Raw genomic sequence first — 23,936 nt, forward strand, 5'->3', positions numbered from 1 at the left:
CATTGAAGACCTCCGCAGAGAGGGAGCAAGTCGATTATTTGAAGCTGGCTTCTCTATTAAAGAAGTTGTTCAAGTTACTGGTCACCGATCTCTCAATGTATTGTGGCAGGTATACACAGAACTGTACCCACAATCACTACATGATAAGTTTAATAGACTGATGCAGCAGAAAAAGATTCCACCCCGACCACCTAAAGAGAAGCCGGAGATTGTGGAGAGGTGGGAAAGGAAGCTACTGTCGCTATAGGACAGAAATCTGCCCTTTGACATGTGGGATAATCCCGAGAAAGAAACTATAGGATTTCCTGTAGTTTCGTACCCTCCTTGCATACCGAATAATCCTGTATCTATATACAGTTATCTCCAGCTTTCTCCATTAGAAAATCCAAGCATTATCAATTAGTTAAAAAATAATTTTTCCTTCTAACAATAGTCTTAATTATTCAAGATAAAAAAATTTACACAAATTCATTTATTTTCATTAAAAACAGTTATTGTTTATTTTAACGAATTTTAAATTGAGTATTTTAACACTTAATTATAAGTAACTATAGAATATATATAATCAACCACATAAACCCCAATATAGTTTATATTTGTGATACATGATAATTCACAAAAGAATAACATTTAAAGAAAATAAATAACAAAAAATATAATTTACATTAAGTTTAAAAAAAACAATATATGGCATAAGAAAACAACATTACTCAATCACTACCCCAATAGAAATATTCTCTCCTTTCAGATTCTGGATGCATTACATATAAATCGATAAGAAGGATAAACAATATGATTTATGATTTATGATTTATGATTTATGATTTATGATTTATGATTTATGATTTATGATTTACAAAAAAGAATTGCAAATGTTGCTATCTGTAACGAAACTGAACAAAAAATATTAAGTATTGAAGTGCTCCATAAATATAGTGATGTATATAATAACAGATTCGACAACGATGGAGAAGGTATAGATAACAGAGCTTGTACTATGAAAATCATGAAAGCAGAATATCATACCGGAGATTTTACAACTGGCAGAGATTGGTGGATGGTAACATGGACAACAGAAGATGGTTTAACACATTTAACCAGTCCTCATAATTACAGGGGTACCATTGACACATATGAAAAGATAGGAGGGCAACTATTACCTATTGTATCCGGTCTAGCACTACAAACGGCTATTACATCCCCTGAACCTACGACAAAAGCGATAGCCGCAGCTATTGCTACAACCACACTAATAGCAAACTCATTTATTAATAGCGAAAGTACTGCGGGTTATAAACAACACATTTTGAGGGAAGAAGATGCATCTAATAACAAAATTATTCTCACAAGGAATGAAGTTAAATTTGTGTCAAATTCAGGTGAGTCAAGCACAGGAGTTTTCTCATTTCGTGCTACACAAAGTCCAGATAATAAATAATTATTCATAATATTTAATATCTTGTACTAATTCATGCTTAGTTTTTTTGATAAAAATGCACCACTATTTAAAATAACAGGAGATATACTATGACAGAAGATAAAACATGTTACATAAAGTATTCTTCATCTACAGAAGATCTGGATGAAAATGGAAGCACTCAATTATTATCTGTAACTGTTCTTAAAGATGATGAACCTCACTACAGTTACCAAGTAGAAAAGTTTAATGATAAATTTTGGAATGAAACACCTTTTCGTGAATCTAATAATTGTTATGCCTATGCTTGTAACATAAAAATACCTGCATCGCGCAAGTGGCCACACCCTGGATATCATCCTGGATATAATGGATTAGATTGCCAACCACCAACAGATGATGTTCAACTTTTAGAAGGCATTAATAATGATAAAATAATCAAGATTAAAAATGACATGATTCCCCCTGACGAGGATTATCCAGTATGGCGGGTTGGCTTAGCTTCTGGTTATGCGGGTAAGAACGGAGAGGAATGGAGTTATCATTTTTATAGAGAAGTCTTGTATGGAAATAAAACTTGTTGGTCGCATAAAAATGGCTCTGGAAAAGCGGAAATATTGGATTTTATCATTAACCCCGAAGACCCCGAAGACCTCGAAGACCTCAAAAACCATGCTAAGAAACTAGGGTATACAAAATGGCATGGCCTTTTTCTGGTACCGCCAATTTGTATTTATGGCCCCCGTTATTGAATGCCTGAGCATTTTGTATTTGTTACTGAAAAATCAGGTTCAGTATCTACGGCCACAGAACAAATATCCTATGGATGGAATATTAATATATATAAAAACCCATATACAGTAATTATTAAATGGCAGGGATGCCATTACTTCTTATTTTCTTGTCTTCCCGTAATAAAAATTTTCACTATAATTATTTTCTACCCCGCGACTTTCTGCGGGTTCATATCAACCTCACTCTTCCACCCCTTTCTGCTCCAAATCCCACACCAAACCGGAGTAATTTTTGTATCATCCTTAGTGGCTGACATTTGCACTCGAACAGAGACAAACCTGCCGCTGGGGATATCAATCAAATCACCATCAGAGTAACCCTCTCGTGTATTTCTGGCGAATGCTGGCACGTTGGGGTGCTCCCGGTGGTAGGTCATCAATTTGATTCGTTATCACGAGGTGGCAGAATCCTGCAAACTGCACATATGAAAAAGGCCACGCCGGAGCGCAGCCTTGAACTTAAGAGGAAAAATTATTACGAATTTTCATTGTTTGTACTTAATATTAATTTATGTTCAAAATAAGAATAACCAAAATCATTTCCATCACTATCATATAGTGTAATATTTCCTTTATAAGTTTGAACTTTAACATCTTTATCAAACCTTACGTCACTTGACCAATAATTATTTTTGATTTTTGCAGTGTCTATTACTTTTGTATCGTCATTGATTATATATGGTATTGTTATGGTTCCAACATTTAAGCGTGGTGAAGATATAAATTGATCATTATTCCCAGTCTTAGAATATTTAGTTATCACAGCCGTATAATAACTTTTATAGCTTGGTAATTTAATTAAACTCCAATAAATCGAATCACCACGTACTACATTGTCAAGCGTTAATACCTCTCCACCTTTATCAAGAAGCTTGTTTTCTTTTTCATCAAAAAATAGCATATGAATCATACTACTTTCGATTTTCTTCGGTACTTCTTTACTAACAGAGAATGCATTCTTTGCCATGATTTTGTCAAAATCAAGTGCAACAAATAAGTTGAAATTATTACTCATTTTAATATCCTCATTAATTAGTCATAATAAAATACAATAATGGACCCATATTAAATTCACAAGTCGATTACACATCTCACCATACTGAAATAAAATTAAAATAAAACATCAAAAAAAACACTCATGAAAATATAAATTTATTACAAAAAAAGACACTATTGGTTACATTAATAAAAACCCAAACAACAACTATATTTGCAATAAATGATTTAATAATGGTGGTTAGTTTATTTAATTAACAATAAAATGACAATAGGTATTAATTCATTCATTATTAATGTATCTGGCCTACCCATATTTGATGTTTGGCAGGGATGCGGTACTCATAGAACCCTCAGGCATGGAAGCAGCTTGTCGATTACGATTTGGCGCTTTCACAAACAAGCTTTACGGCAACCCTGTTTTTATCGTTCTGCTGCTTTATAAAGACGCTTTCGAAGCTACCGAGCAGAAGGTAAGAGAGTTGGAGGCAGACATTGACGATGTGCTTGTTAGGGCAACATTCCACATCGACGACGGCAGGGATTACACGAATCAGATTATCCACCGCCTCAGACAGAACTTTTACATTCATGAGGGTATCTGCCCTCCTCTGCCACCCACGCCGAAAGTGGCAGAAGTGAAGTTAACACCCGTGGAGAAAGCGCGTAATAAGCGAGGTAAGCTGGGTATCCCTACATATAAGTTAAACGACAGCCAGAAGTCACCGAGAATCGTTCATGTAAATGATCTTGCGGCACACATTGATAAGCAAATAGAACAGGCCTCAAAAGAACTGGAGAGGATACAATTTAAAAGAAAATGAACTAATGAAAACCCGTCAAAAACTATCCGGGCGCTGCCATTACAGCACCCCAATAGCACTCCTTAATAAAATACCACTTTAATTAATAACATAATTAACCCGATCAAATATCGACGCATTAGAGATCACTAGTCGTAAAATAATTCACTAAACCCACGTTATTTGTCACCCCCAATTTACTCATCATATTGGCGCGATGAACATGCACTGTTTTATGACTCAATCCCAACTCGGCCGCGACAACCTTGACATCCATACCTCTGGCAAGCATTTCACCCACTTGCCGCTCTCGGTTAGTCAAGCGATCTAATGAAGTCTGGCTATTTTTTGATGACGCCAGTTTCAGCGCAATATCCGGCGTGAGATAACAGCCATTATTTGCCGTCGTACGCACTGCCTGAAGCAGCTCATCCGGGCTACAGCGTTTGCTGAGATAACCACGGGCTCCCGCCTTCAATGCATTTTCTACCATAGTGATAGAATCATGAACACTGAGCATAATACAGTGAATACCGGAAGGGAGATCTTGCAGCAATGAAAGCCCGCTCTCATCTGGCATCGAAATATCAAGAATACAAACCGTTGCTCCTGAGCCTGGCAGCCCATTTCTGGCCTCAGCACATGAACTGAATTGGCCGACGATTTCGATATCGGGTTCTAAACTCATTAATTGGGCGAAACCAGAGCGTACCACAACATGATCATCGACTAATGCTACTTTAATCATTGTTATTTATTACCGGATGTGGGAATCAACATAAACTACCGTTATCGATGTCGCTTCGCAATAGACTGAACATTGAGATAAAAGATAAGCAGAAAACGCCACTGCGTTCAGGCAATGGCGTCAGTGTATTTCTTCAAAGTTATTGGCAGTGCTTTCTGGCTTTTCGGATTTTTTTCTCTTCCGCAATAACAACAAAAGCAAGCAAGCCGATACAGATAAATGCCGAAGCATCCAGTGCAACAAAGGTGCCTTTCCAGCCGGTTAAACCAAAAATAGGGACGCCATCGGCAATCATGCCCAAGCCGAGTTTGGCAAAGCTATCACCGATTAAGTAAGCAAACGTCCCCTTAACCCCATCGGCCACACTGATCGCTTTTTTCGGTACAAAACCAACAGCAGCCACGCCGATCAACAATTGTGGGCCAAATACCAAGAAGCCGAGTACGAACAGAGAGGACAAATACATGAACTCACTGGTGGCATGTTGGTAGAACTCAAGGCAGACAATAATCAAGCCCAGAGAAACACAGGCAACCAGCGCACGACGGCCATTGGCTAAGTCTGACAGGTATCCCCACATCAACGTACCCACCAGCGCCCCAACTTCAAACAAGGTAAAACCGGAAATCGCGGTTTCTTTTGAATGACCTAATTCCTGGTATGCATACACGGTTGACCATTGGTCGATACCAATGCGCACGACATAAAGAAAAATATTGGCGAAGCAGAGTAACCAAATCACTTTGTTTTTCAATACGTATTCAACAAAGATCTCGCGTTTGGTCATTTGATTTTCTTCTGCCGCGATATCTTCTTCACTGACGGCTTCATCAAATAATTCTTCGACTTTACCCAAACCATAGCTTTCTGGCGAATCACTGCCGTAGCGTAAGCCAATAAAACCAATGATTAGGGCAATAATAGAAGGAAAAACAAACATCCCTACCACATGGCCATCAAACAGGTAATTAGCACCAAATAGCGCAACCCCGGCAGCTCCTGCGCCACCCACGTTGTGTGACATATTCCAAAGGCCAAGATAGGTTCCGCGTTTATTACGGGGAGTCCATTTAGTAATGGTGGAATAACTGGCAGGCCCGCCAATACTTTGGAAAAAGCCACTGAGTGCATAACACGCCACCATCAGGAAAACGCTGATGTTGGAACTGCCCATACTCATACTGAAACCGATCATGGCAAGGCCAGACAGGATCAGCATAAAGGGAAGGAATTGTTTGGTATTTTTGCTATCGGCATAATAAGACACTACGGTTTTGCCAATCCCGTAAGTGATAGAGAACCCCAGCCCGATCAAACCCAGCTCCGTCATCGACAGACCATAAGTGGAGATCATGTCGTTTTGGGCTATGTTAAAGTTTTTACGCACCAGATACATGGCCATATAGCCAATAAAAACCACCAAGTACGACTGTATGAAGGGCTTAAACCACATTTTGCGGCGCTCTTCGACCGGAAGATCCAGCGTCGGCTTGCGAATTTGATCTAGAATTTTAAACATGTGAAATCCTCAGATAATCACGATAAGGAAAACCTTTTTTGTTGATGCAGGAGGAAGCAAAAAAGGGAGATCGCAGAAAAGCGAGAGTTTTCGTCGGTATTGTCATTACCCAGAAGTTTAAAAAAGTGGAGAAAGATTGGCTTGAGCTACAGTCTTAGTTGAATTAGGAATTTTTCCTAGTTTTACTCTTATCGGTCATAAAGCGTGAGAGGGGTCACAATATTTGTATGCTGAACCTGAACTTCGGTTATTTTAAAACAGCTTAAACCCGCCGTAGGAAAAACAAATCCCATTTTTCCATGCTACCCCTTCAAAAGAAATCGGAATGTTTTGTTATTCAGTGAATGATGCGCCGAGCACGCGCAAAAGATCTTTTACTAAATAAATAGGCTGTCCTGCCATACTGGTATTGCAAAAAATGCATATCGCCAAGGCGCGTTCCTGATACTCAGGCAGATAAAGCGCCCATGTATTAAATCCCGGCCCTTCACCACCGTGACCGAACAACCCTCCGTGCCCCCATTCAGAATCGATCATTAATCCCATCCCATAACTTGGCTTACGATAAAAAGGGCCAGCACTTCTGCCAATCGAAATGGGTTTACACATTTCCGCTAATAAAGCGGGGCTGAGGATTTTACCTTGAAATAGTGCTTGATACACCTGACATATCTCTTTGGTCGTTGAAACCATCAACTCTGTCTTGCACCAATGAGGATGATATATTCCCGTTATGTTTTCCATCACATCATTATGATTAAGCCAACGGCTAAAACCCGGAATAACGGTGCCGCGATCGATATCACTGGCAACATATGTCTTAGTGAGCTCTAACGGCAAGATGATGCCGTCATTAATATTTTTTTGAAATGATTCTCCCGTCACCACCTCAATAACTTTAGCTAATAGCATGTATCCGGTATTACTGTAATCCCACCCCTCCCCCGGAGAAAATTTCATGCCTTTTTCACCACTCAACGCCAGCGTATAATCATAGCTCCAAGGAGTCCCCGGACTCGCCTTCGTTGCCGCATCATACCCATCAAACTCGGTGTAGTTAGGGACACCCGCAGTATGATTCAAAAGCTGTCTGATCGTAATAGTCGGATCGAGCCCACAATGACCAAGTATTTCCGTCAATCGTGAATCCAATGCCAGTTTTTCTTGTTCAACTAATTGCAGTATCCGGATCGCCGTAAATGTTTTGGTAATGCTATAGATATAACACTGCTGTAATGCTTTCATTTCTGTTTTATTTTCAAATTGTTCAAACCCGCTAGCGCTATGCCAATGATTACCAAGGGAATCAGATAGAGTGACATTAACCCCCAGACAGGGAGAGAAAAGCAGCCAATTATCAAGTGCCCGCTGTAAAGCAACTGTATTCATCACCGCCATTAAACAACCTCCAATTTATGCTTTCCGTACACATGTAAAGAACCTCTTCTTCCCACCAAATATACCTGAATAAATTGATTAAACTTTAATAAATATCAGTCTATCTATTCGCTGTATCATACTAGGATCGTTCTCTCAAACTAAATTTAGAGGAAGCCATAGATGAGTAGTTTCAACCCCGCGCTTTATGACAAAACCCCGATGGTGAGTGTGCTTGATAACCGGGGTTTACACGTTCGAGATATAGGTTATCACCGTGCCGAAGTGAACAATGCAACCGATACCCGTATTACCCGCCACCAATATAATATCCAAGGTTCTCTTATCCAGAGTCTTGATCCCCGGCTGTATGCCAGCCAGCAGAATGACAGTACCATCAAGCCCAATTTTATCTGGCAGCATGATTTAAACGGCCAAATTTTACTTACAGACAGTGTTGATGCAGGGCGAACCGTCACACTGAATGATATTGAGGGGCGCCCAATAATGGCTGTCACCGCCACGGGTGTCACGCAACGATGGCAGTATGAAGCGCCTTCCCTGCCGGGACGCCTATTGAGCGTCAGCGAGCAGGAAGTCAATGCTTCACCTCGTATCACGGAACGCCTTTTCTGGTCTGACAATAGTCAGCAAGCCAAAGACAATAACCTTGTCGGCCAATGTATCAAACATTATGATCCCGCCGGATTGAACCAACTGCAAAGCTGTTCGCTGACAGGTGCCACACTCAAGCAATCCCGACAATTTATCCTTGATGACCAGCGAGCCAACTGGACAGACAACAATCTTGGTGCACTGGACAATACTCTTCACACAACCCAAAGCACAGTAGATGCCACAAGCGCCCTTCTCACTCAAACTGATACCAAAGGTAATCTACAGCGTCTGGCTTACGATATTGCCGGTCAATTGAAAGGAAGCTGGCTGACGTTGAAAGACCAGAATGAACAAATCATTCTCAAATCACTCACTTACTCCGCTGCCGGACAAAAACTGCAAGAAGTGCATGGCAATGGCGTGATCACCGATTACACCTACGAACCAGAGACTCAGCGGTTAATCAGCATCACCACCCACCGCCCGTCTGATGCCAAAGTGCTGCAAGATTTACGTTACGATTATGATCCGGTCGGTAACGTGCTCAATATCCGCAATGATACCGAAGCCACCCGCTTCTGGCGTAATCAGAAAGTCGTGCCGGAGAACAGTTACAGTTATGATTCCCTGTATCAGCTTATCAATGCCACAGGGCGCGAAATGGCGAATATCGGCCAGCAAAGCAATAAACTTCCTTCTCCCGTTTCCCCCATTGATAGCAGCACCTATACCAACTACACCCGCAGCTATTCTTATGACAATGCCGGCAACCTGCTGCAAATCCGCCACAGTTCACCAGCGACCAATAATAATTACACCTTAAATATCACCGTTTCCAATCGCAGCAACCACGCCGTCTCCCAAGATCTGGCCGAAAAACCGGAACAGGTCGATGCGCAGTTTGATGCCAGCGGTCATCAAATGAATCTGATACCGGGACAAAGCCTGAAATGGAATTCACGGGGAGAGTTACATCAGGTGAACAAAACAGGCAGCAGCGACAACCTTGAAGAGTATAGCTATGACAGCGGCGGTATCCGGATGCTGAAAATCGGTGAACAACAGCGAGTTGCCTATCTGACGAGTTTGGAACTACGTACCACCAAAAACGGGAATAGTATTACTGAAGATTTGCAGGTGGTTAGTGTTGGTGAAGCGGGTCGAGCACAAGTACGTGTTCTGCATTGGGAGAGCGGTAAACCGACGGATATCGATAATAATCAACTGCGTTACAGCTATGACAATCTGCTTGGCAGCAGTCAACTTGAATTGGATGGCACAGGGCAGATTATCACTGAGGAAGAATATTATCCTTATGGTGGCACTTCAGTATGGGCAACAAGAAACCAGACCGAAGCCCATTACAAAACGATTCGTTATTCCGGTAAAGAGCGGGATGCGACGGGATTGTATTATTATGGCTTCCGTTATTATCAGCCGTGGGTGGGAAGATGGTTAAGTGCTGATCCAGCAGGAACTATAGATGGGCTGAATTTATATCGGATGGTGAGGAATAATCCTATCAAATTGTTAGATGTTAAGGGACTAGCACCAGTACATAGAACAGAAGATGCTGCAATAGCAAAAGGTTCTTTTACTGGTCTGGAAGAGCGTTTCTTCCAAAAAATGATGAAATCTCAACCATTCAAAAGGCAACGGGCCATAGCTGCTCAGACCGAAAAAGAATCTCATGAGCTATTAACCCAGAATCCTATTGGTAAAGATAGCCAGTTTCTTAAAGACTACACGACCAGTAGTAAAGCTATTAATAAGGATATCCGGCAGGGGAAAACGGGTACAATCGTTCAACAAGGCATAGATAGGGCATTATCAACCCTGCAAAGTGAAAATAACGAAAAAAAGGTCGTTTACCGCATTATGACCTATGCAGATAACGCGGCTTTCTCTCCCTGGCATTCTCAAGGAGAAAACCGTATGAATGTCGGAGATATTGTTTCAGACCGTACTTATTTATCTACATCAGCACATCGTGGTTTTTTAGATTTTAAGCATAAAGAGGATAAAGGTGAAACTCGATATGTCAAAATGGCTTTGTTATCAAATCAAGGAGTCAATATCGCTGATATTTCACAATACAATAATGCGATTGAAAAAATGGCTTTTGATCAGGCTTCAAGCAAGACTTTGACCGAACGGCTTAAAGGCCCACCAGCAGGACAGGCTGAGATTCTCTTCCCCAGAGAAACACGTTTTAAAATTCATTCAATTAAACAGGATGGCAGAAATGTTCATGTCTTGTTGAGTGATATAACCGCTAATAACGCCATGAATGTGGATATAAAAGAGATGTTTTCCGGGGGAAAGTTATAAAAAATCTTGTTTAATTATAATATATAAAGTACATAAGTATTAAATTAAAACAGCATCTAAAAATAAGAGTTATCCATTTTTCTATATAAATATAGTAAAATATGAGGTAACTCTCATTTTTTATTTGAAGAAATACAGAGTTATCTACTTCCAGAATAACGATGTTGCATTTACTATGTGAAACTGCCAAATATAATTAATAAAACTGCACCTTTCAAAGCTAAATAATTATCGCTTACGGGTGCAGTTCAAAACATTTAATTAGGATACCAATTACAGCACATCAACCGCATTCAGTTCTTTAAAAGCCTGTTCCAGACGAACGATCATGGAAACCTGAGCCGCACGCAGCCAAACGCGTGGATCGTAGAATTTTTTGTTAGGTTTGTCTGCGCCTTCTGGGTTACCCAATTGGCCTTGCAGATAGCCTTCGTTCTTTTTGTAGTAGTTCAGAATACCTTCCCAAGTTGCCCACTGGGTGTCGGTATCAATATTCATTTTAACTACGCCATAGCTGACCGCTTCCTGAATCTCTTCTGCGGTGGAACCAGAACCACCGTGGAAAACGAAATCCAGGCTGTTGTGTGGCAGGTTGAACTTCTCAGACACGTAGTCTTGTGAGTTGCGCAGGATTTTTGGCGTCAGTTTGACGTTACCTGGCTTATAGACGCCGTGAACGTTACCGAAAGAAGCCGCGATAGTGAAACGTGGGCTGATAGCGTTCAGTTTTTCATAAGCGTAAGCCACGTCTTCTGGCTGAGTATACAGAGAAGAGCTGTCCAGATGGCTGTTATCAACACCATCTTCTTCCCCACCAGTACAGCCCAGTTCGATTTCCAGCGTCATGTCGATTTTCGCCATACGCGCCAGATACTGACTGCAAATCTCAATGTTTTCTTCCAGAGATTCTTCTGACAGGTCAATCATATGAGAAGAGAACAGCGGCTTGCCGGTCTGCGCATAATGTTTTTCACCGGCATCCAGCAGGCCGTCAATCCACGGCAGCAGTTTGCGTGCACAGTGGTCGGTATGCAGGATAACAGGAACGCCGTAGTATTCTGCCATCTGATGAACATGATGAGCACCAGAAATTGAACCCAGAATCGCCGCCTGCTGGCCTTCTGCCTTCAAACCTTTACCTGCAACGAATGCCGCACCGCCATTGGAAAACTGGATGATTACCGGAGCACGTACTTTTGCCGCTGTTTCCAACACTGCGTTGATGGAATCAGTACCGACGCAGTTAACAGCTGGTAAAGCGAAGTTGTTTTCTTTTGCGACAGCAAAGACTTTTTGAACATCATCACCAGTGATGACACCCGGTTTTACGAAATCAAAAATTTTAGACATGTTACGTGGTCCTGTATTGACATTGAACAGGCAGCAAATGCTGCCCGTTATCACAACTTAATTACTGTTAGCACGTTCTTCCAGCATGACAACGGCTGGCAGTTTTTTACCTTCGACAAACTCAAGGAAAGCACCACCACCGGTAGAAATGTAAGAGATCTTATCAGCAATGCCGAACAGATCGATGGCAGCCAAGGTATCACCGCCACCTGCAATCGAGAAAGCGTCACTTTCAGCAATCGCACGGGCAATAATTTCGGTTCCTTTACGGAAGTTAGGAAATTCAAAAACACCCACCGGGCCATTCCACAGAATGGTTTTGGCATCTTTCAGGATTTCAGCCAGACGCTCCGCAGAAGCATCACCCAAATCCAGGATCTGCTCTTCGTCTTTAATTTCGCTGGTGGATTTCAGCGTTGCTTCCGCTGTCTCAGAGAATTCAGTGGCAACACGAACATCGGTAGGAACCGGAATATCACAGCTTTCCAGCAGTTTTTTCGCTTCAGGGATCAAATCATCTTCATACAGAGAACGGCCAACATTATGCCCTTCTGCAGCAACAAAAGTATTGGCAATTCCACCGCCCACAATCAGCTGGTCAGCAATTTTAGACAGTGAATCAAGCACAGTCAGTTTAGTTGAGACTTTAGACCCACCCACAATCGCCACCATTGGGCGAGCAGGGTTGCGCAGCGCTTTACCCAAGGCTTCCAGTTCACCAGACAGCAGTGGGCCTGCACAAGCAATCGCCGCAAATTTAGCAACGCCGTGAGTCGACGCCTGAGCGCGGTGCGCGGTGCCAAAGGCATCCATCACATACACATCACACAAGGCTGCATATTGTTTTGATAACGTTTCATCGTCTTTTTTCTCACCTTTATTGAAGCGAACGTTTTCCAGTACCACCAATTCGCCTTCCGCCACTTCAACGCCATCCAGATAATTTTTTTCCAGACGAACAGGAGATGAAAGTTTTTCTTTCAGGTAATCAACGACAGGTTGCAGTGAAAACTCTTCGTTGTATTCTCCCTCAGTCGGGCGCCCCAGGTGAGAAGTAACCATGACCTTGGCTCCCTGATTCAACGCAGACTCAATCGTCGGCAAAGACGCACGAATACGTGCATCAGAGGTAACTTTGCCATCTTTTACCGGCACATTCAGATCAGCACGGATCAGTACGCGTTTACCCGCCAGATCTAAATCAGTCATCTTAATTACAGACATGGTGAATCCTCTCATTGATTCTTTATAAAATTACTCAATCCTCCGCTGAGTACCGTTTGTCCAAGTAACATCCGGCACAACAGAAGATTATTTGAAACCCGTCGCAGCCATTACCAGCGTCGTATCAAGCATACGATTGGCAAAGCCCCACTCATTATCACACCACACAAGGGTTTTGATCAGGTGCTTCCCGCTGACCCTCGTTTGTGTGCCATCCACGATGGCACTGTGGGGATCGTGGTTAAAATCCGTTGAAACCAACGGTAAATCAGTGTAATCCACTATACCACGAAACGAGCTTACCGCTGATTCTTGCAGTAGCTGGTTCACATCCCTGACATCCACTGCGGCGCTGACCGTGACGCTCAAGTCAATCGCTGTCACATTGATAGTCGGTACCCGCACCGAAATGGCTTCAAAACGATCACTGAATTTGGGGAAGATACGTGTGATCCCCGCAGACAGTTTTGTATCGACAGGAATGATGGATTGACTGGCCGCCCGGGTTCGACGTAAATCACTATGATAAGCATCAATCACGGGTTGATCATTCATGGAAGCATGGATGGTTGTCACCGTGCCAGATTCAATATTGAACGCATCATCCAATAATTTGATGATTGGAATAATGCAGTTTGTCGTACAGGATGCATTGGAAACGATACAATCCTGCGCCACCAGCTCATGGTGATTCACACCATAGACCACGGTCGCATCCAGATCATTCCCTCCCGGATGGGAAAACAGAACTTTTTTGGCACCGCTGGCAATATGCGCTTCACCATCCGCCCGCTCGCCGTATTTGCCCGTACAGTCAAGTACGATATCAATGCCCAACTCTTTCCACGGCAACGCTGAAATATCCGGTTGATGAAACAGCCGGATGCTGTCATCTCCCACTTGCAATAAGCTGTTGTTCAGGCGTACATCCCATGCAAAACGCCCATGACTGGAATCGTATTTCAATAAGTGAGCGATACCTTCCGCATCAGCCAGCTCATTAATAGCGATCACCGAAATTTCAGCTTGACGCCCGGATTCGTAGAGAGCACGTAAGATACTGCGCCCGATTCTCCCAAAACCGTTAATCGCTATCCTGATTGTCATGTTACTCCCTGAATTTCTCTGTGGTCATGCAACCGCTTAGAATAACTGAGCAACTGCTGATTGTACGGATGATTCATCACAAAATTAATCAGATTGTGACAGACAAGACATTTTATGCGCTAAAACTGAAACGGTTCAGCTAATATAGACGCAGATTACGAGAAAAAAAGCGCGATGGCAAGAGTCATTAATGAGATAACGAAGCAAAATTGTATAAAAAAAGAGCGCATTCGCTCAGATATTGATGCGAATGCGCTTATCATTTCGTTTACTGATTATTTCAACAGAGATGTCGCTTTGGCAACCACGTTTTCGACGGTGAAACCAAACTCTTTGAACAGAAGATCAGCCGGTGCGGATTCACCGAATGTTTCCATACCCACGATAGCACCGTTGATGCCAACGTATTTGAACCAGTAATCAGCGATACCGGCTTCGATGGCAACACGAGCAGAAACCGCGGCGGGCAGTACAGCTTCACGGTATGCGGCATCCTGTTTGTCAAATGCATCAGTAGATGGCATAGAGACAACACGAACCTGGCGACCTGCTGCGCTCAGTTGGTCAGCCGCTTTCACCGCCAGTTCAACTTCAGAGCCGGTCGCGATCAGAATTAGTTCAGGCTGGCCTGCGCAATCTTTCAGGATATAAGCCCCTTTCTCGATATTCGCCAGTTGTTCAGCCGTACGTGCCTGCTGTGCCAGATTCTGACGGGAGAAGATCAGGGCAGTCGGGCCATTTTGACGTTCAATCGCATATTTCCACGCGACCGCTGATTCCACCTGGTCGCAGGGGCGCCATGTGCTCATATTTGGCGTCACGCGCAGGCTGGCAATTTGCTCAACAGGCTGATGGGTCGGGCCATCTTCACCCAGACCGATGGAGTCATGGGTATATACGAAAATGCTGCGGATTTTCATCAGCGCAGCCATACGCACCGCGTTACGGGCATATTCAACAAACATCAGGAATGTCGCGCCATAAGGCACAAAACCGCCATGCAGAGCGATACCGTTCATGATGGCAGACATACCGAATTCACGGACACCGTAGTGAATATAGTTGCCGTCCTGAACTTCATTCAGGGGTCTGGAGCCAGACCACATGGTCAGGTTACTTGGAGCCAAGTCAGCGGAGCCGCCCATAAATTCAGGCAGCACTTTACCAAATGCTTCCAGCGCATTTTGTGATGCTTTGCGGCTGGCAATAGAAGCTGGATTTTGTTGCAGATTCTCAATGAATGCTTTGGATTCGGCTTCCCAGTTTGCAGGCAGCTCGCCACGGGTACGGCGGTTAAATTCTGCTGCCAGTTCTGGATGTGCTTTTGCGTAAGCGGCAAATTTTTCTTCCCATGTCGCTTCTTTAGCTTTGCCTGCTGCTTTAGCATCCCATCCAGCATAAATATCCTGAGGAACTTCAAACGCAGGATGTTCCCAGCCCAGCGCGTTGCGGGTCGCTTCGATTTCCGCATCACCCAGCGGAGAACCGTGACACTCTTCTTTGCCTGCTTTGTTTGGTGAACCAAAACCGATGATGGTTTTACACATCAGCAGAGAAGGTTTGCCTGTTTCTTTCTGTGCTTCTTCGATTGCGGCTTTGATCGCGTCTGAGTCATGGCCATCTACGCCACGGATAACGTGCCAGCCATACGCATCAAAACGTGCAGCGGTATCATCAGTGAACCAACCTTCGACTTCACCATCGATGGAGATACCATTGTCATCATAGAACGCAATCAGTTTGCCCAGTTTCAGTGTACCCGCCAAAGAGCAGACTTCATGGGAGATCCCTTCCATCATACAGCCGTCACCCATGAATACATAAGTGTGGTGATCGACGATATCATGACCCGGGCGGTTGAACTGTGCTGCCAGTGTACGTTCCGCAATTGCAAAACCCACTGCATTGGCGACGCCCTGACCCAGTGGCCCAGTCGTTGTTTCTACGCCCGCAGTATAGCCATATTCTGGATGACCCGGGGTTTTGGAATGCAGTTGACGGAAGTTTTTCAGATCATCGATAGAAACATCATAGCCAGTCAGGTGCAGCAAGCTGTAAATCAGCATAGAGCCGTGGCCGTTGGATAACACGAAACGGTCACGATCAGCCCAATTAGGGTTCACAGGGTTATGATTCAGATAGTCGCGCCACAGCACTTCGGCAATGTCAGCCATTCCCATTGGTGCGCCAGGATGCCCTGATTTTGCTTTCTGCACAGCATCCATGCTCAAGAAGCGGACAGCATTAGCAAGGGTTTTACGAGTGGTCATTCTTTACTCCAAGTCGGATGAAAGCGTTAATGTACATAAGAACTAATTTTCGCAGCGCGGCATACAAACCGCAATCATTAATGCCAGATAACGGGAACAATCTTAATTTTCCTCTGGCATCAATTCTTTGATTTATCCCGTTGTTATGACAAATTTTCAGATCAATTCGTACAACTGAAGGTGCATTTGCGCAAATGGGAGATAATTTCATACCGTGACTTGCGCAAAGGGAAGTCACGTATTAGACATGATACTTTATAGGTTGATCAAGGCAAAAAGAGCGAGTCCTTCTCCCCTTCAGGGTAATGATATATGAGTAGCAATTTCTTCTAGCCAAGTGGTGCCTCTGTCGGTTTTATTGCTCCACTTGATGCGAACGATGCAAAACAATACTGGCAGGGTGTCGAAGCGGATCTGATGTCTGGTAATCGCCTGTTTTTGATAATGCTGGAAGGAGAAAAAATCGCTGGCTCGGTGCAGCTTTCTCTCTACCGGAAAAAGAAGAAATCTGAGTTAAGAACTCGGACATCTTTCAATAATGATAACGACAGGCTGCTATCATTATTTGATCTTCTTCAATAGCGTATATCAAGCGGTGCTCTTCAGTGATACGCCTTGACCAGAACCCTGACAAGTTATGTTTTAAAGGTTCTGGTTTACCAATTCCTTCAAAAGGCTGCCGACGTATATCTTTAATAAGTTGATTAATGCGTTTCAGTATTGCCTTATCTGTTTGTTGCCAGTAAAGATAATCTTCCCAGGCACTGTCAGAAAAAGTAATTTTCATTAATCTAAATCCAACTCTTTAGCCTTACCCTTTCCTGCTCTCAATTCTGCAATTGAATCCATTAGACGATTCGCATTGTTTGGAGAACGCATCAAGTATGCAGTTTCCTGTAAGGATTCATAATCAGACAAAGACATCAACACACAACTTTCACCGTTTTTTCGGGTAATAATGGCGGGGCTGCAATCGTTAACCACACTAATCATGGTTTCAGAGAGATTCTGTCTAGCTTCGCTATATGTTAAGACTTTCATTATAACCATCCAATTTCAGCTTTTTGATGGAGTAAACTCATTCACATGGATCATTTGTACAATATATTGTACGTTCAAAATTCAGTCAACACTTGAGCATAACGATATTTCAACCATTGCCTGCATGGTCGTGATCAGTCATCAAGGAAGGGCTATTTTGCCGGCTGTGGCTGAGAGTAACCGGAAAAAGAAAAAGCCCCGAGTTAAAAACTCAGGGCTTATAGATTCTGGCGGTGCGGACGGGGCTCGAACCCGCGACCCCCGGCGTGACAGGCCGGTATTCTAACCAACTGAACTACCGCACCGCATGCTGTTCTGGTTGAGAACGGGGTGGATAATACGAGCCTCAGCATAATCCGTCAATCGCTTTTTATAACAAAATTGTGCGCTTGCACAGTTTTTCACCTTAATGACGAAGTTATTTTATCTTATTGCGGCTCCCGTCACTGTAACTGTTCAGGTTTCGGACGCCATAGACAGCTTCCCCCTTTCTTTTCAACCAGATCCAAGCGGGATTCATGTTGAAGCAATTCCTCATCAGAAGCATAGATCACTTTCAATCCCGTCTGGGGACGCGTAATTTTCTGGATTTCTGCCATCTGAGCGCCACCTGAAACCTCCCCTTCCATCGAAAAGGTCAGCGATGTCTGGCCACCTGTCATTGTCAGATAGACATCAGACAGAATCTCGGCATCAAGCAAGGCCCCGTGGAGAGTACGCTTCGAGTTATCGATCTGATAACGGTCGCACAATGCATTGAGGTTATTTCGCTTGCCGGGGAACAGTTGCCTTGCCAGCACCAAGCTATCCGTGATCGTACAAAAATCTGCGGTTGGCGGGATATCACGATTAAGCTTGCGGAATTCATAGTCCATAAAACCGATATCGAACGTCGCGTTATGGATAATCAGCTCGGCGCCCCGGATAAACTCGATAAACTCATCGGCAATATCGGCAAACGTTGGTTTATCCTGCAAAAATTCGTCACTGATACCGTGAACTTCAAACGCTTCAGGATCAACCAGACGCTCAGGTTTAATATAGAGATGAAAATGGCGCCCCGTCAGACGACGGTTGATCACTTCCACCGCTCCAATTTCGATAATATTGTGTCCTTCATAGTGAACCCCCAGCTTGTTCATACCGGTTGTTTCTGTATCGAGGACAATTTGGCGGGTAATTGCAGTGCTCATAGTGTTTTTTTGTGTCAGACTTAGAGTTTCGATTGAAGTTGATATAGGAAGAGTCTACCAAATATGAGCAAAAAGGTAGAAATTTTCACCGATGGATCTTGCCTCGGTAATCCCGGACCCGGTGGATACGGTGTTGTACTCCGTTACCAGCAGCATGAAAAAACCTTGAGCAAAGGCTATTTTCGTACGACCAACAACCGAATGGAATTGATGGCAGCCATTGCAGGGCTGGAATCGCTCACATGTCCATGCAATGTGATCCTGACTACCGATAGCCAGTATGTCCGTCAAGGAATTACCCAATGGATACACAACTGGAAAAAACGCGGCTGGAAAAAAGCCGACAAGTCCCCCGTCATCAATGTTGATCTCTGGCAGCGACTGGATCAAGCCATAGCAGACCATGATATCGATTGGCGCTGGGTCAAGGGGCATGCAGGACATCGAGAAAACGAACAGTGTGATGAATTGGCTCGTACCGCCGCCAATTCACCCACGTTGCCTGATAATGGTTATGCTGAAAGTGGAAATTAAACAGTAAAAATTATTGGCGTCGGTGAAGATCTTTTGCCGCTCCCAATACATTTCTGAACTTTGGTTTCAGCGATGTCGCCCACATGGGATTTAATGTCAGGGGAATTGTCCGCTTGCGGGCAATTATCACATTCATACAGCCAAATATCGACGTGGAACGGTTACAAAAACTTTTCCCGCTTTGCCACGGTAAAACATAAAAGCTGGCATGATGAACAATTTCATAGTTGAGCAGACTTAACCAATCCACTTGGCGAAGCATGGAAAACATTTGAGCCTCATAAGCCTGACGACGGTGTATCGGCAGGAGTACTTTTCTTAATCCCAACAGGCTGATCGGGTTAAAACCACTGATAATCAACCAGCCATCATCAGTTATGATACGGTCGACTTCCCGTAGCAGCCAGTGTGGATCAGCGCTGTAAGTCAGCATATGCGCCAGCAGGCAGGCATCAACAGATTTAGCTTCAAAAGGCAGGCAGTAAGGATCAGCAATAACATCCATACTTCCCTCCAGTAAGCCGATATTGAACTGATGACTGATCGGACAGGCACGGCTGTCAATTTCTGCACTCAGATTACCCAGCTTCGCCAAATGAAGCCCAAAAATCTTCGGCCACCACGGTTCCAATTGACGTTCCAGAGCGACGCGGTAATACTCTCCCCACGGCAACTCAGCCCAAGAAGCAGGGGATGTTATTTGCTTGATTGAACGCGCTGATTGCATGTCATCTTCCTTTCAACCTACTATAAACATGAGGCATATAATGGAGATTATCAGGATCCCCGCCCTTTCAGATAACTACATTTGGTTACTTTGTGATGAAGACAAACATTGTGTCATTGTTGATCCGTCTGAATCACAGCCTGTCATGGATATCTTAGCAGCCAACCAACTTATTCCTGCGGCAATCCTGCTGACTCACCATCACCACGACCATGTTGGCGGCGTAGCTGGCCTACTTAAACAATACACCGAATTACCCGTATATGGCCCGGAAGAGACCCGGAGCAAAGGCGCCACTCATATTGTCCATGAACATGACACCATTGAGATCGGTCATTATTATTTCCACATCATGGAATTACCCGGCCATACCCTGGGTCACATTGCATTCTATCAGGCTCCCTATTTGTTTTGTGGCGACACTCTGTTTTCTGGTGGCTGTGGTCGATTATTTGAAGGTACAGCCGAACAAATGTTTTCTTCCCTTGAGAAAATCATGTCATTGCCGGATGAGACTTTAATCTGCTGTGCTCACGAATATACTGCCGCTAATATGAAATTTGCACGGGCAGTTTTGCCTGAGAATGAAACTATTCATGATTATTATAATAAAATTATAAGTATTCGCGAAAATAATAAGCCAACAGTGCCAACAACTTTACAAATAGAGAAAAAAGTTAACGTTTTCCTGAATTGTCACGACATTGATTTACAAAAAAATATCGGCATTAAACCTAATTCAAAACCACTTTCTTCTGTTTTTCAGCAATTAAGAATTTATAAAGATCGATTTTGACTTTGTTGGGTTGTCTTCTGCGTAATAGGTCAGTATGATCGCTCACCTTTTAGGCAAACATAAAAAGAGAACATGAAGACAAAAGCGATCTTGTTCGCCTCTGTTCTACTTGCCGGGTGTCAATCGGGTCTGCAATTAAAAACCCCTTCCCAGCAAAATACACAGAAGATGTCTTCGACGAATCAGCAAACAGACGGTATTGCAGAACCAAAGGATACTGCAAGCTGGAAGGAGAGTCCGACAACCCAACAAGATTTGTGGGGACATATCCGTGATGAGTTGAAGATGGAAATTCCTGACAACAACAGGGTGCGCGAGCAACAAAATTATTATCTGAAACACAAGAGTCATCTCCAAAATGTGATGTTACGGGCAGAACCGTATATGTATTGGATAGTTGATCAGCTTGATCAACGACATATGCCAATGGAAGTAGTATTTCTTCCCATAGTGGAGAGTGCTTTTAATCCTCATGCCACTTCTTATGCCAAAGCGGCTGGCTTATGGCAGATTATTCCGAGTACAGGCCACCATTATGGCTTGACACAGGATAAATGGTACGATGCCCGCCGTGATTTGGCTGCATCCACGACAGCAGCGCTGGAGATGCTTGAGTATCTGAATGCACGGTTTAATGGAGACTGGTTGCTGACTATCGCGGCTTACAACAGCGGCGAAGGTCGGGTCATACGTGCAATCAGAGACAATCAGGCGAAGGGCAAACCAACGGATTTCTGGTCTTTGTCGCTGCCACGCGAAACGATGCAGTATGTTCCAAAAATAGTAGCTCTCAGCAATATCATTCGCCATAACGACAAGTTTAGCTTGAAGCTGCCACAACCCAACAATCAGCAGGCACTTGCCAAAGTTGAGGTTGGTCAGCAGATCACGCTGTCACAAGCGGCGGAGTTATCTGGGCTGTCCCTGACATCAATCAGGGCATATAACTCTGGTTATAAGCAAGGCATAACATCCCCTGATGGACCGCATTACATCATGCTGCCCAAAAGGAACGTCAAACAGTTTAAAAACTTACTGACAGATGAAAAAGTCTTGAAGGATATCCGTCTGGCTGTTGCTCAAAATACTCGCCAGCTGCTGCAACAGAACCAGTATACGGTTCATTCTGGTGATACGCTGTCCGCCATTGCAAAACGTTTTAAAACATCTCACCGAGAGTTACAGAGATTAAACAGTTTGAAAACGGCTGATCGGCTCAAGATCGGGCAAGTGCTGAAAATCAATAGCAGTGGCCCTGTCACGTATCAGGTTCGCAAGGGAGACTCCTTTTTCAGCATCGCCAAACGCCACGGCGTCAATCTTAACGACCTGATGAGCTGGAATAAAAGCATCAGAATCAAGGATATTAAGCCGGGTATCAATCTGACGCTTTATCCTAATTAAGTCAGTTTAGTTTGTTCTATATTATGTGAAACGCCCTGTCCTTCTGGACAGGGCGTTTTTTCGCTGAATATTAATCTTCAATATCATTTATATTTATATAGAACATCATAAACCCTATTTGAAAAATAAATCCACATCATCAAAATATTCATACATAATATGATATATAAAGTTATAGTTTTTAGATTTAATGTTTTTATTGAATATATATTTTTACATTTAATTCCCATCATTCAGGAGTTCTTATAGTTATCTATTAAATCACATTCAGGTTTAATTGTTAATTAACCCACAAATGGAATGTTTATTTTCATTGAAATTCATTTCATTTTTAAGTTATAATAATCACAATAAAATAAAGAAATATATAATTTAAGTTAGAATATCAAACCACAAAATTTATTAATTAAAGTCAATAAAGGAGTATAACTTGTTACCATTAGAAAATTTTAGTAGATCATTACCATCAGATACAGATCATATTCCTAATTCCTTTACTGAAATAGAAAAATCCTTCTTACGCCCCGCTGGATTTCAATTCAGTACCATACCCTACCAAGAAAAAGAAAGCCATGAATACAATGCCATGCGCTTTGGGATTAATGGTAAAGCGATAGTTTTCCGCCAAGCAAAGACAACACCGAATAAAATGGGGCAATTTGTCACACTATGGAAAAGACCTACTCCTGACTCAGAAATCATGCCCTTTGAGCAAAGGGATAATATCGATTTCTGCATGATTGCAACACACTCCGGTAACCAAAAAGGTATTTTTTTGTTCAACACTCATATTCTGATTAAAAAAGGCATTTTTTCCACTCAGGCTAAAGCAGGAAAAAGAGCCATACGAATTTATCCATCTTGGGTATCCCCTATTTCAAAACAAGCGATTCAAACGCAAAAATGGCAATCTTCGTATTTTATCAATCTGGATAACCAGATAGCAGCTTTCGAACAATTCCATAAACTATTTTCTTATCGTGATTATTAAGTCAATAAATCAGAAAATTTCACTGTTTTTCATCAGAAATTTATTTAAATAATATTAACTAATAAAACAATAAATTCTCATTTTGCCTACACAGTATTTTAAGTGTATATTTATTTTCCATTTGATTGTATTCAAATCTTTCATTACATCTCTTATCCCTGCATATTTTGGCAATCATTAAGGAGTGTATTTTGGTTACGCGAATAAATTATAACAATCTGCCTCAAGTTAAAGGCCCTTACGTCCATGCAACCAAACATCATGATTTATTGTATGTTTCAGGTTTAACTGCATTAGGTACAGAAGCCCAAGGTCACGATGTAAAAGCACAAACCCTTACTGTCCTGCAACAAATCACATCAATACTTGAACAAGAAAAACTTCATAAGTCTGATTTGGTCAAACTGACTATTTTCGTTAAAGATATCAGCCAACTTCCTCTTATCCGCCCCTTACTATTTGACTTTTATGAGGAAAACTTACCTGCCTGTTCACTGATAGAAGTGTCAAATCTTATCCATCCAGATTTACAAATAGAAATTGAGTCTATTATTGCGCTGAGTAACTGACAAACAGTATCTCCCAAAGCAACAAAAACAGCGCCCACACTACCCAACAAACAATTTCTGATCACATGGGCGCTGTTACCAGCCATCTGGCTTTAATAAAAAACAATCTTTATTTATTTTCACTCAA

22 protein-coding genes, 1 tRNA gene and 1 pseudogene are annotated in these 23,936 nt (G+C 42.7%); 10 read left to right on the forward strand and 14 right to left on the reverse strand.

Annotated features, from left to right (window positions below):
• From PSI22_RS13675 to PSI22_RS13685, 3 genes and pseudogenes are all read left to right on the forward strand, one after another.
• A pseudogene (locus tag PSI22_RS13675) lies at nucleotides 1-247 on the forward strand (hypothetical protein); the annotation flags it as partial.
• Between the two features lie 594 nt (nucleotides 248-841).
• Nucleotides 842-1,438 carry a hypothetical protein gene (locus PSI22_RS13680; protein ID WP_273580225.1) on the forward strand — a complete coding sequence of 199 codons (597 nt, stop codon included), beginning with the start codon at nucleotides 842-844 and terminating at the stop codon, nucleotides 1,436-1,438.
• Between the two features lie 89 nt (nucleotides 1,439-1,527).
• Nucleotides 1,528-2,169 (forward strand): hypothetical protein, encoded by a 642-nt coding sequence (locus PSI22_RS13685; protein ID WP_273580226.1) that lies wholly within the window; start codon nucleotides 1,528-1,530, stop codon nucleotides 2,167-2,169.
• A gap of 188 nt (nucleotides 2,170-2,357) precedes the next feature.
• Here the strand turns inward: PSI22_RS13685 and PSI22_RS13690 are convergent, their stop codons facing one another.
• Both PSI22_RS13690 and PSI22_RS13695 read right to left on the reverse strand, forming a co-directional pair.
• Nucleotides 2,358-2,588, reverse strand: a complete 231-nt coding sequence (locus PSI22_RS13690) for a phage tail fiber protein (RefSeq protein WP_306310589.1) — start codon at nucleotides 2,586-2,588, stop codon at nucleotides 2,358-2,360.
• Between the two features lie 98 nt (nucleotides 2,589-2,686).
• A complete protein-coding gene (locus PSI22_RS13695; RefSeq protein ID WP_273580227.1) occupies nucleotides 2,687-3,226 on the reverse strand; it encodes a hypothetical protein in 540 nt (179 codons plus the stop codon).
• Between the two features lie 340 nt (nucleotides 3,227-3,566).
• Here PSI22_RS13695 and PSI22_RS13700 point away from each other — a divergent pair, with 340 nt between their 5' ends.
• Complete coding sequence (locus tag PSI22_RS13700; protein WP_273580228.1) at nucleotides 3,567-4,031, forward strand: pyocin activator PrtN family protein; 465 nt, start codon at nucleotides 3,567-3,569, stop codon at nucleotides 4,029-4,031.
• A gap of 118 nt (nucleotides 4,032-4,149) precedes the next feature.
• On the opposite strand, the gene uhpA is transcribed toward PSI22_RS13700, so the two are convergent.
• From uhpA to PSI22_RS13715, 3 genes are all read right to left on the reverse strand, one after another.
• A complete protein-coding gene (gene uhpA, locus PSI22_RS13705; RefSeq protein WP_273580229.1) occupies nucleotides 4,150-4,758 on the reverse strand; it encodes a response regulator transcription factor UhpA in 609 nt (202 codons plus the stop codon).
• A gap of 139 nt (nucleotides 4,759-4,897) precedes the next feature.
• Nucleotides 4,898-6,277 (reverse strand): hexose-6-phosphate:phosphate antiporter UhpT, encoded by a 1,380-nt coding sequence (gene uhpT, locus PSI22_RS13710; RefSeq protein WP_273580230.1) that lies wholly within the window; start codon nucleotides 6,275-6,277, stop codon nucleotides 4,898-4,900.
• Nucleotides 6,278-6,610: 333 nt separating this feature from the next.
• Nucleotides 6,611-7,675: a serine hydrolase domain-containing protein gene (locus PSI22_RS13715; protein WP_273580231.1), complete on the reverse strand. Its 1,065-nt coding sequence runs from the start codon at nucleotides 7,673-7,675 to the stop codon at nucleotides 6,611-6,613.
• A gap of 162 nt (nucleotides 7,676-7,837) precedes the next feature.
• Between PSI22_RS13715 and PSI22_RS13720 the strand changes: the two genes are divergently transcribed.
• Nucleotides 7,838-10,603, forward strand: coding sequence for an RHS repeat protein (locus PSI22_RS13720; RefSeq protein WP_273580232.1), 2,766 nt, complete (start codon nucleotides 7,838-7,840; stop codon nucleotides 10,601-10,603).
• A gap of 273 nt (nucleotides 10,604-10,876) precedes the next feature.
• Here the strand turns inward: PSI22_RS13720 and fbaA are convergent, their stop codons facing one another.
• The 8 genes from fbaA to dnaQ form a co-directional block, all read right to left on the reverse strand.
• The gene (gene fbaA, locus PSI22_RS13725) at nucleotides 10,877-11,953 is read right to left on the reverse strand and encodes a class II fructose-bisphosphate aldolase (protein ID WP_038194125.1); all 1,077 of its coding nucleotides are present in this window, start codon (nucleotides 11,951-11,953) and stop codon (nucleotides 10,877-10,879) included.
• A gap of 57 nt (nucleotides 11,954-12,010) precedes the next feature.
• The gene (gene pgk / locus PSI22_RS13730; RefSeq protein ID WP_273580233.1) at nucleotides 12,011-13,177 is read right to left on the reverse strand and encodes a phosphoglycerate kinase; all 1,167 of its coding nucleotides are present in this window, start codon (nucleotides 13,175-13,177) and stop codon (nucleotides 12,011-12,013) included.
• Nucleotides 13,178-13,264: 87 nt separating this feature from the next.
• Nucleotides 13,265-14,284: an erythrose-4-phosphate dehydrogenase gene (epd, locus tag PSI22_RS13735; protein WP_273580234.1), complete on the reverse strand. Its 1,020-nt coding sequence runs from the start codon at nucleotides 14,282-14,284 to the stop codon at nucleotides 13,265-13,267.
• A 275-nt stretch (nucleotides 14,285-14,559) separates the two neighbouring features.
• Nucleotides 14,560-16,554: a transketolase gene (gene tkt / locus PSI22_RS13740; protein WP_273580235.1), complete on the reverse strand. Its 1,995-nt coding sequence runs from the start codon at nucleotides 16,552-16,554 to the stop codon at nucleotides 14,560-14,562.
• 532 nt (nucleotides 16,555-17,086) lie between these two features.
• Nucleotides 17,087-17,341 (reverse strand): Txe/YoeB family addiction module toxin, encoded by a 255-nt coding sequence (locus tag PSI22_RS13745; RefSeq protein ID WP_038186072.1) that lies wholly within the window; start codon nucleotides 17,339-17,341, stop codon nucleotides 17,087-17,089.
• On the reverse strand, nucleotides 17,341-17,595 hold the full coding sequence (gene yefM, locus PSI22_RS13750) for a YoeB-YefM toxin-antitoxin system antitoxin YefM (protein ID WP_038194114.1): 255 nt from the start codon (nucleotides 17,593-17,595) through the stop codon (nucleotides 17,341-17,343). Before yefM ends, PSI22_RS13745 begins: the two co-directional genes overlap by 1 nt.
• Nucleotides 17,596-17,823: 228 nt before the next feature.
• Nucleotides 17,824-17,900: transfer RNA gene (locus PSI22_RS13755), tRNA-Asp, on the reverse strand.
• 138 nt (nucleotides 17,901-18,038) lie between these two features.
• Nucleotides 18,039-18,788 (reverse strand): DNA polymerase III subunit epsilon, encoded by a 750-nt coding sequence (dnaQ, locus tag PSI22_RS13760; protein ID WP_273580236.1) that lies wholly within the window; start codon nucleotides 18,786-18,788, stop codon nucleotides 18,039-18,041.
• A gap of 63 nt (nucleotides 18,789-18,851) precedes the next feature.
• Between dnaQ and rnhA the strand changes: the two genes are divergently transcribed.
• Entirely contained in the window at nucleotides 18,852-19,322 is a 471-nt protein-coding gene (gene rnhA, locus PSI22_RS13765; RefSeq protein ID WP_273580237.1) for a ribonuclease HI, read from the forward strand.
• A gap of 10 nt (nucleotides 19,323-19,332) precedes the next feature.
• Here rnhA and PSI22_RS13770 read toward each other — a convergent pair whose 3' ends face one another.
• Nucleotides 19,333-20,049, reverse strand: coding sequence for a class I SAM-dependent methyltransferase (locus PSI22_RS13770; RefSeq protein WP_273580238.1), 717 nt, complete (start codon nucleotides 20,047-20,049; stop codon nucleotides 19,333-19,335).
• A 40-nt stretch (nucleotides 20,050-20,089) separates the two neighbouring features.
• On the opposite strand from PSI22_RS13770, the gene gloB reads away from it, so the two are divergent.
• From gloB to PSI22_RS13790, 4 genes are all read left to right on the forward strand, one after another.
• The gene (gene gloB / locus PSI22_RS13775) at nucleotides 20,090-20,845 is read left to right on the forward strand and encodes a hydroxyacylglutathione hydrolase (RefSeq protein ID WP_273580264.1); all 756 of its coding nucleotides are present in this window, start codon (nucleotides 20,090-20,092) and stop codon (nucleotides 20,843-20,845) included.
• 72 nt (nucleotides 20,846-20,917) lie between these two features.
• Nucleotides 20,918-22,249, forward strand: a complete 1,332-nt coding sequence (gene mltD, locus PSI22_RS13780) for a murein transglycosylase D (RefSeq protein WP_273580239.1) — start codon at nucleotides 20,918-20,920, stop codon at nucleotides 22,247-22,249.
• A gap of 430 nt (nucleotides 22,250-22,679) precedes the next feature.
• Nucleotides 22,680-23,240, forward strand: a complete 561-nt coding sequence (locus PSI22_RS13785; RefSeq protein ID WP_273580240.1) for a MepB family protein — start codon at nucleotides 22,680-22,682, stop codon at nucleotides 23,238-23,240.
• A 191-nt stretch (nucleotides 23,241-23,431) separates the two neighbouring features.
• A complete protein-coding gene (locus PSI22_RS13790; protein WP_273580241.1) occupies nucleotides 23,432-23,809 on the forward strand; it encodes a RidA family protein in 378 nt (125 codons plus the stop codon).
• The last annotated feature ends 127 nt before the right edge of the window (nucleotides 23,810-23,936 follow it).

It is taken from the genome of Xenorhabdus aichiensis (assembly GCF_028598775.1).
In the GTDB taxonomy this organism is placed as follows: domain Bacteria; phylum Pseudomonadota; class Gammaproteobacteria; order Enterobacterales; family Enterobacteriaceae; genus Xenorhabdus; species Xenorhabdus bovienii.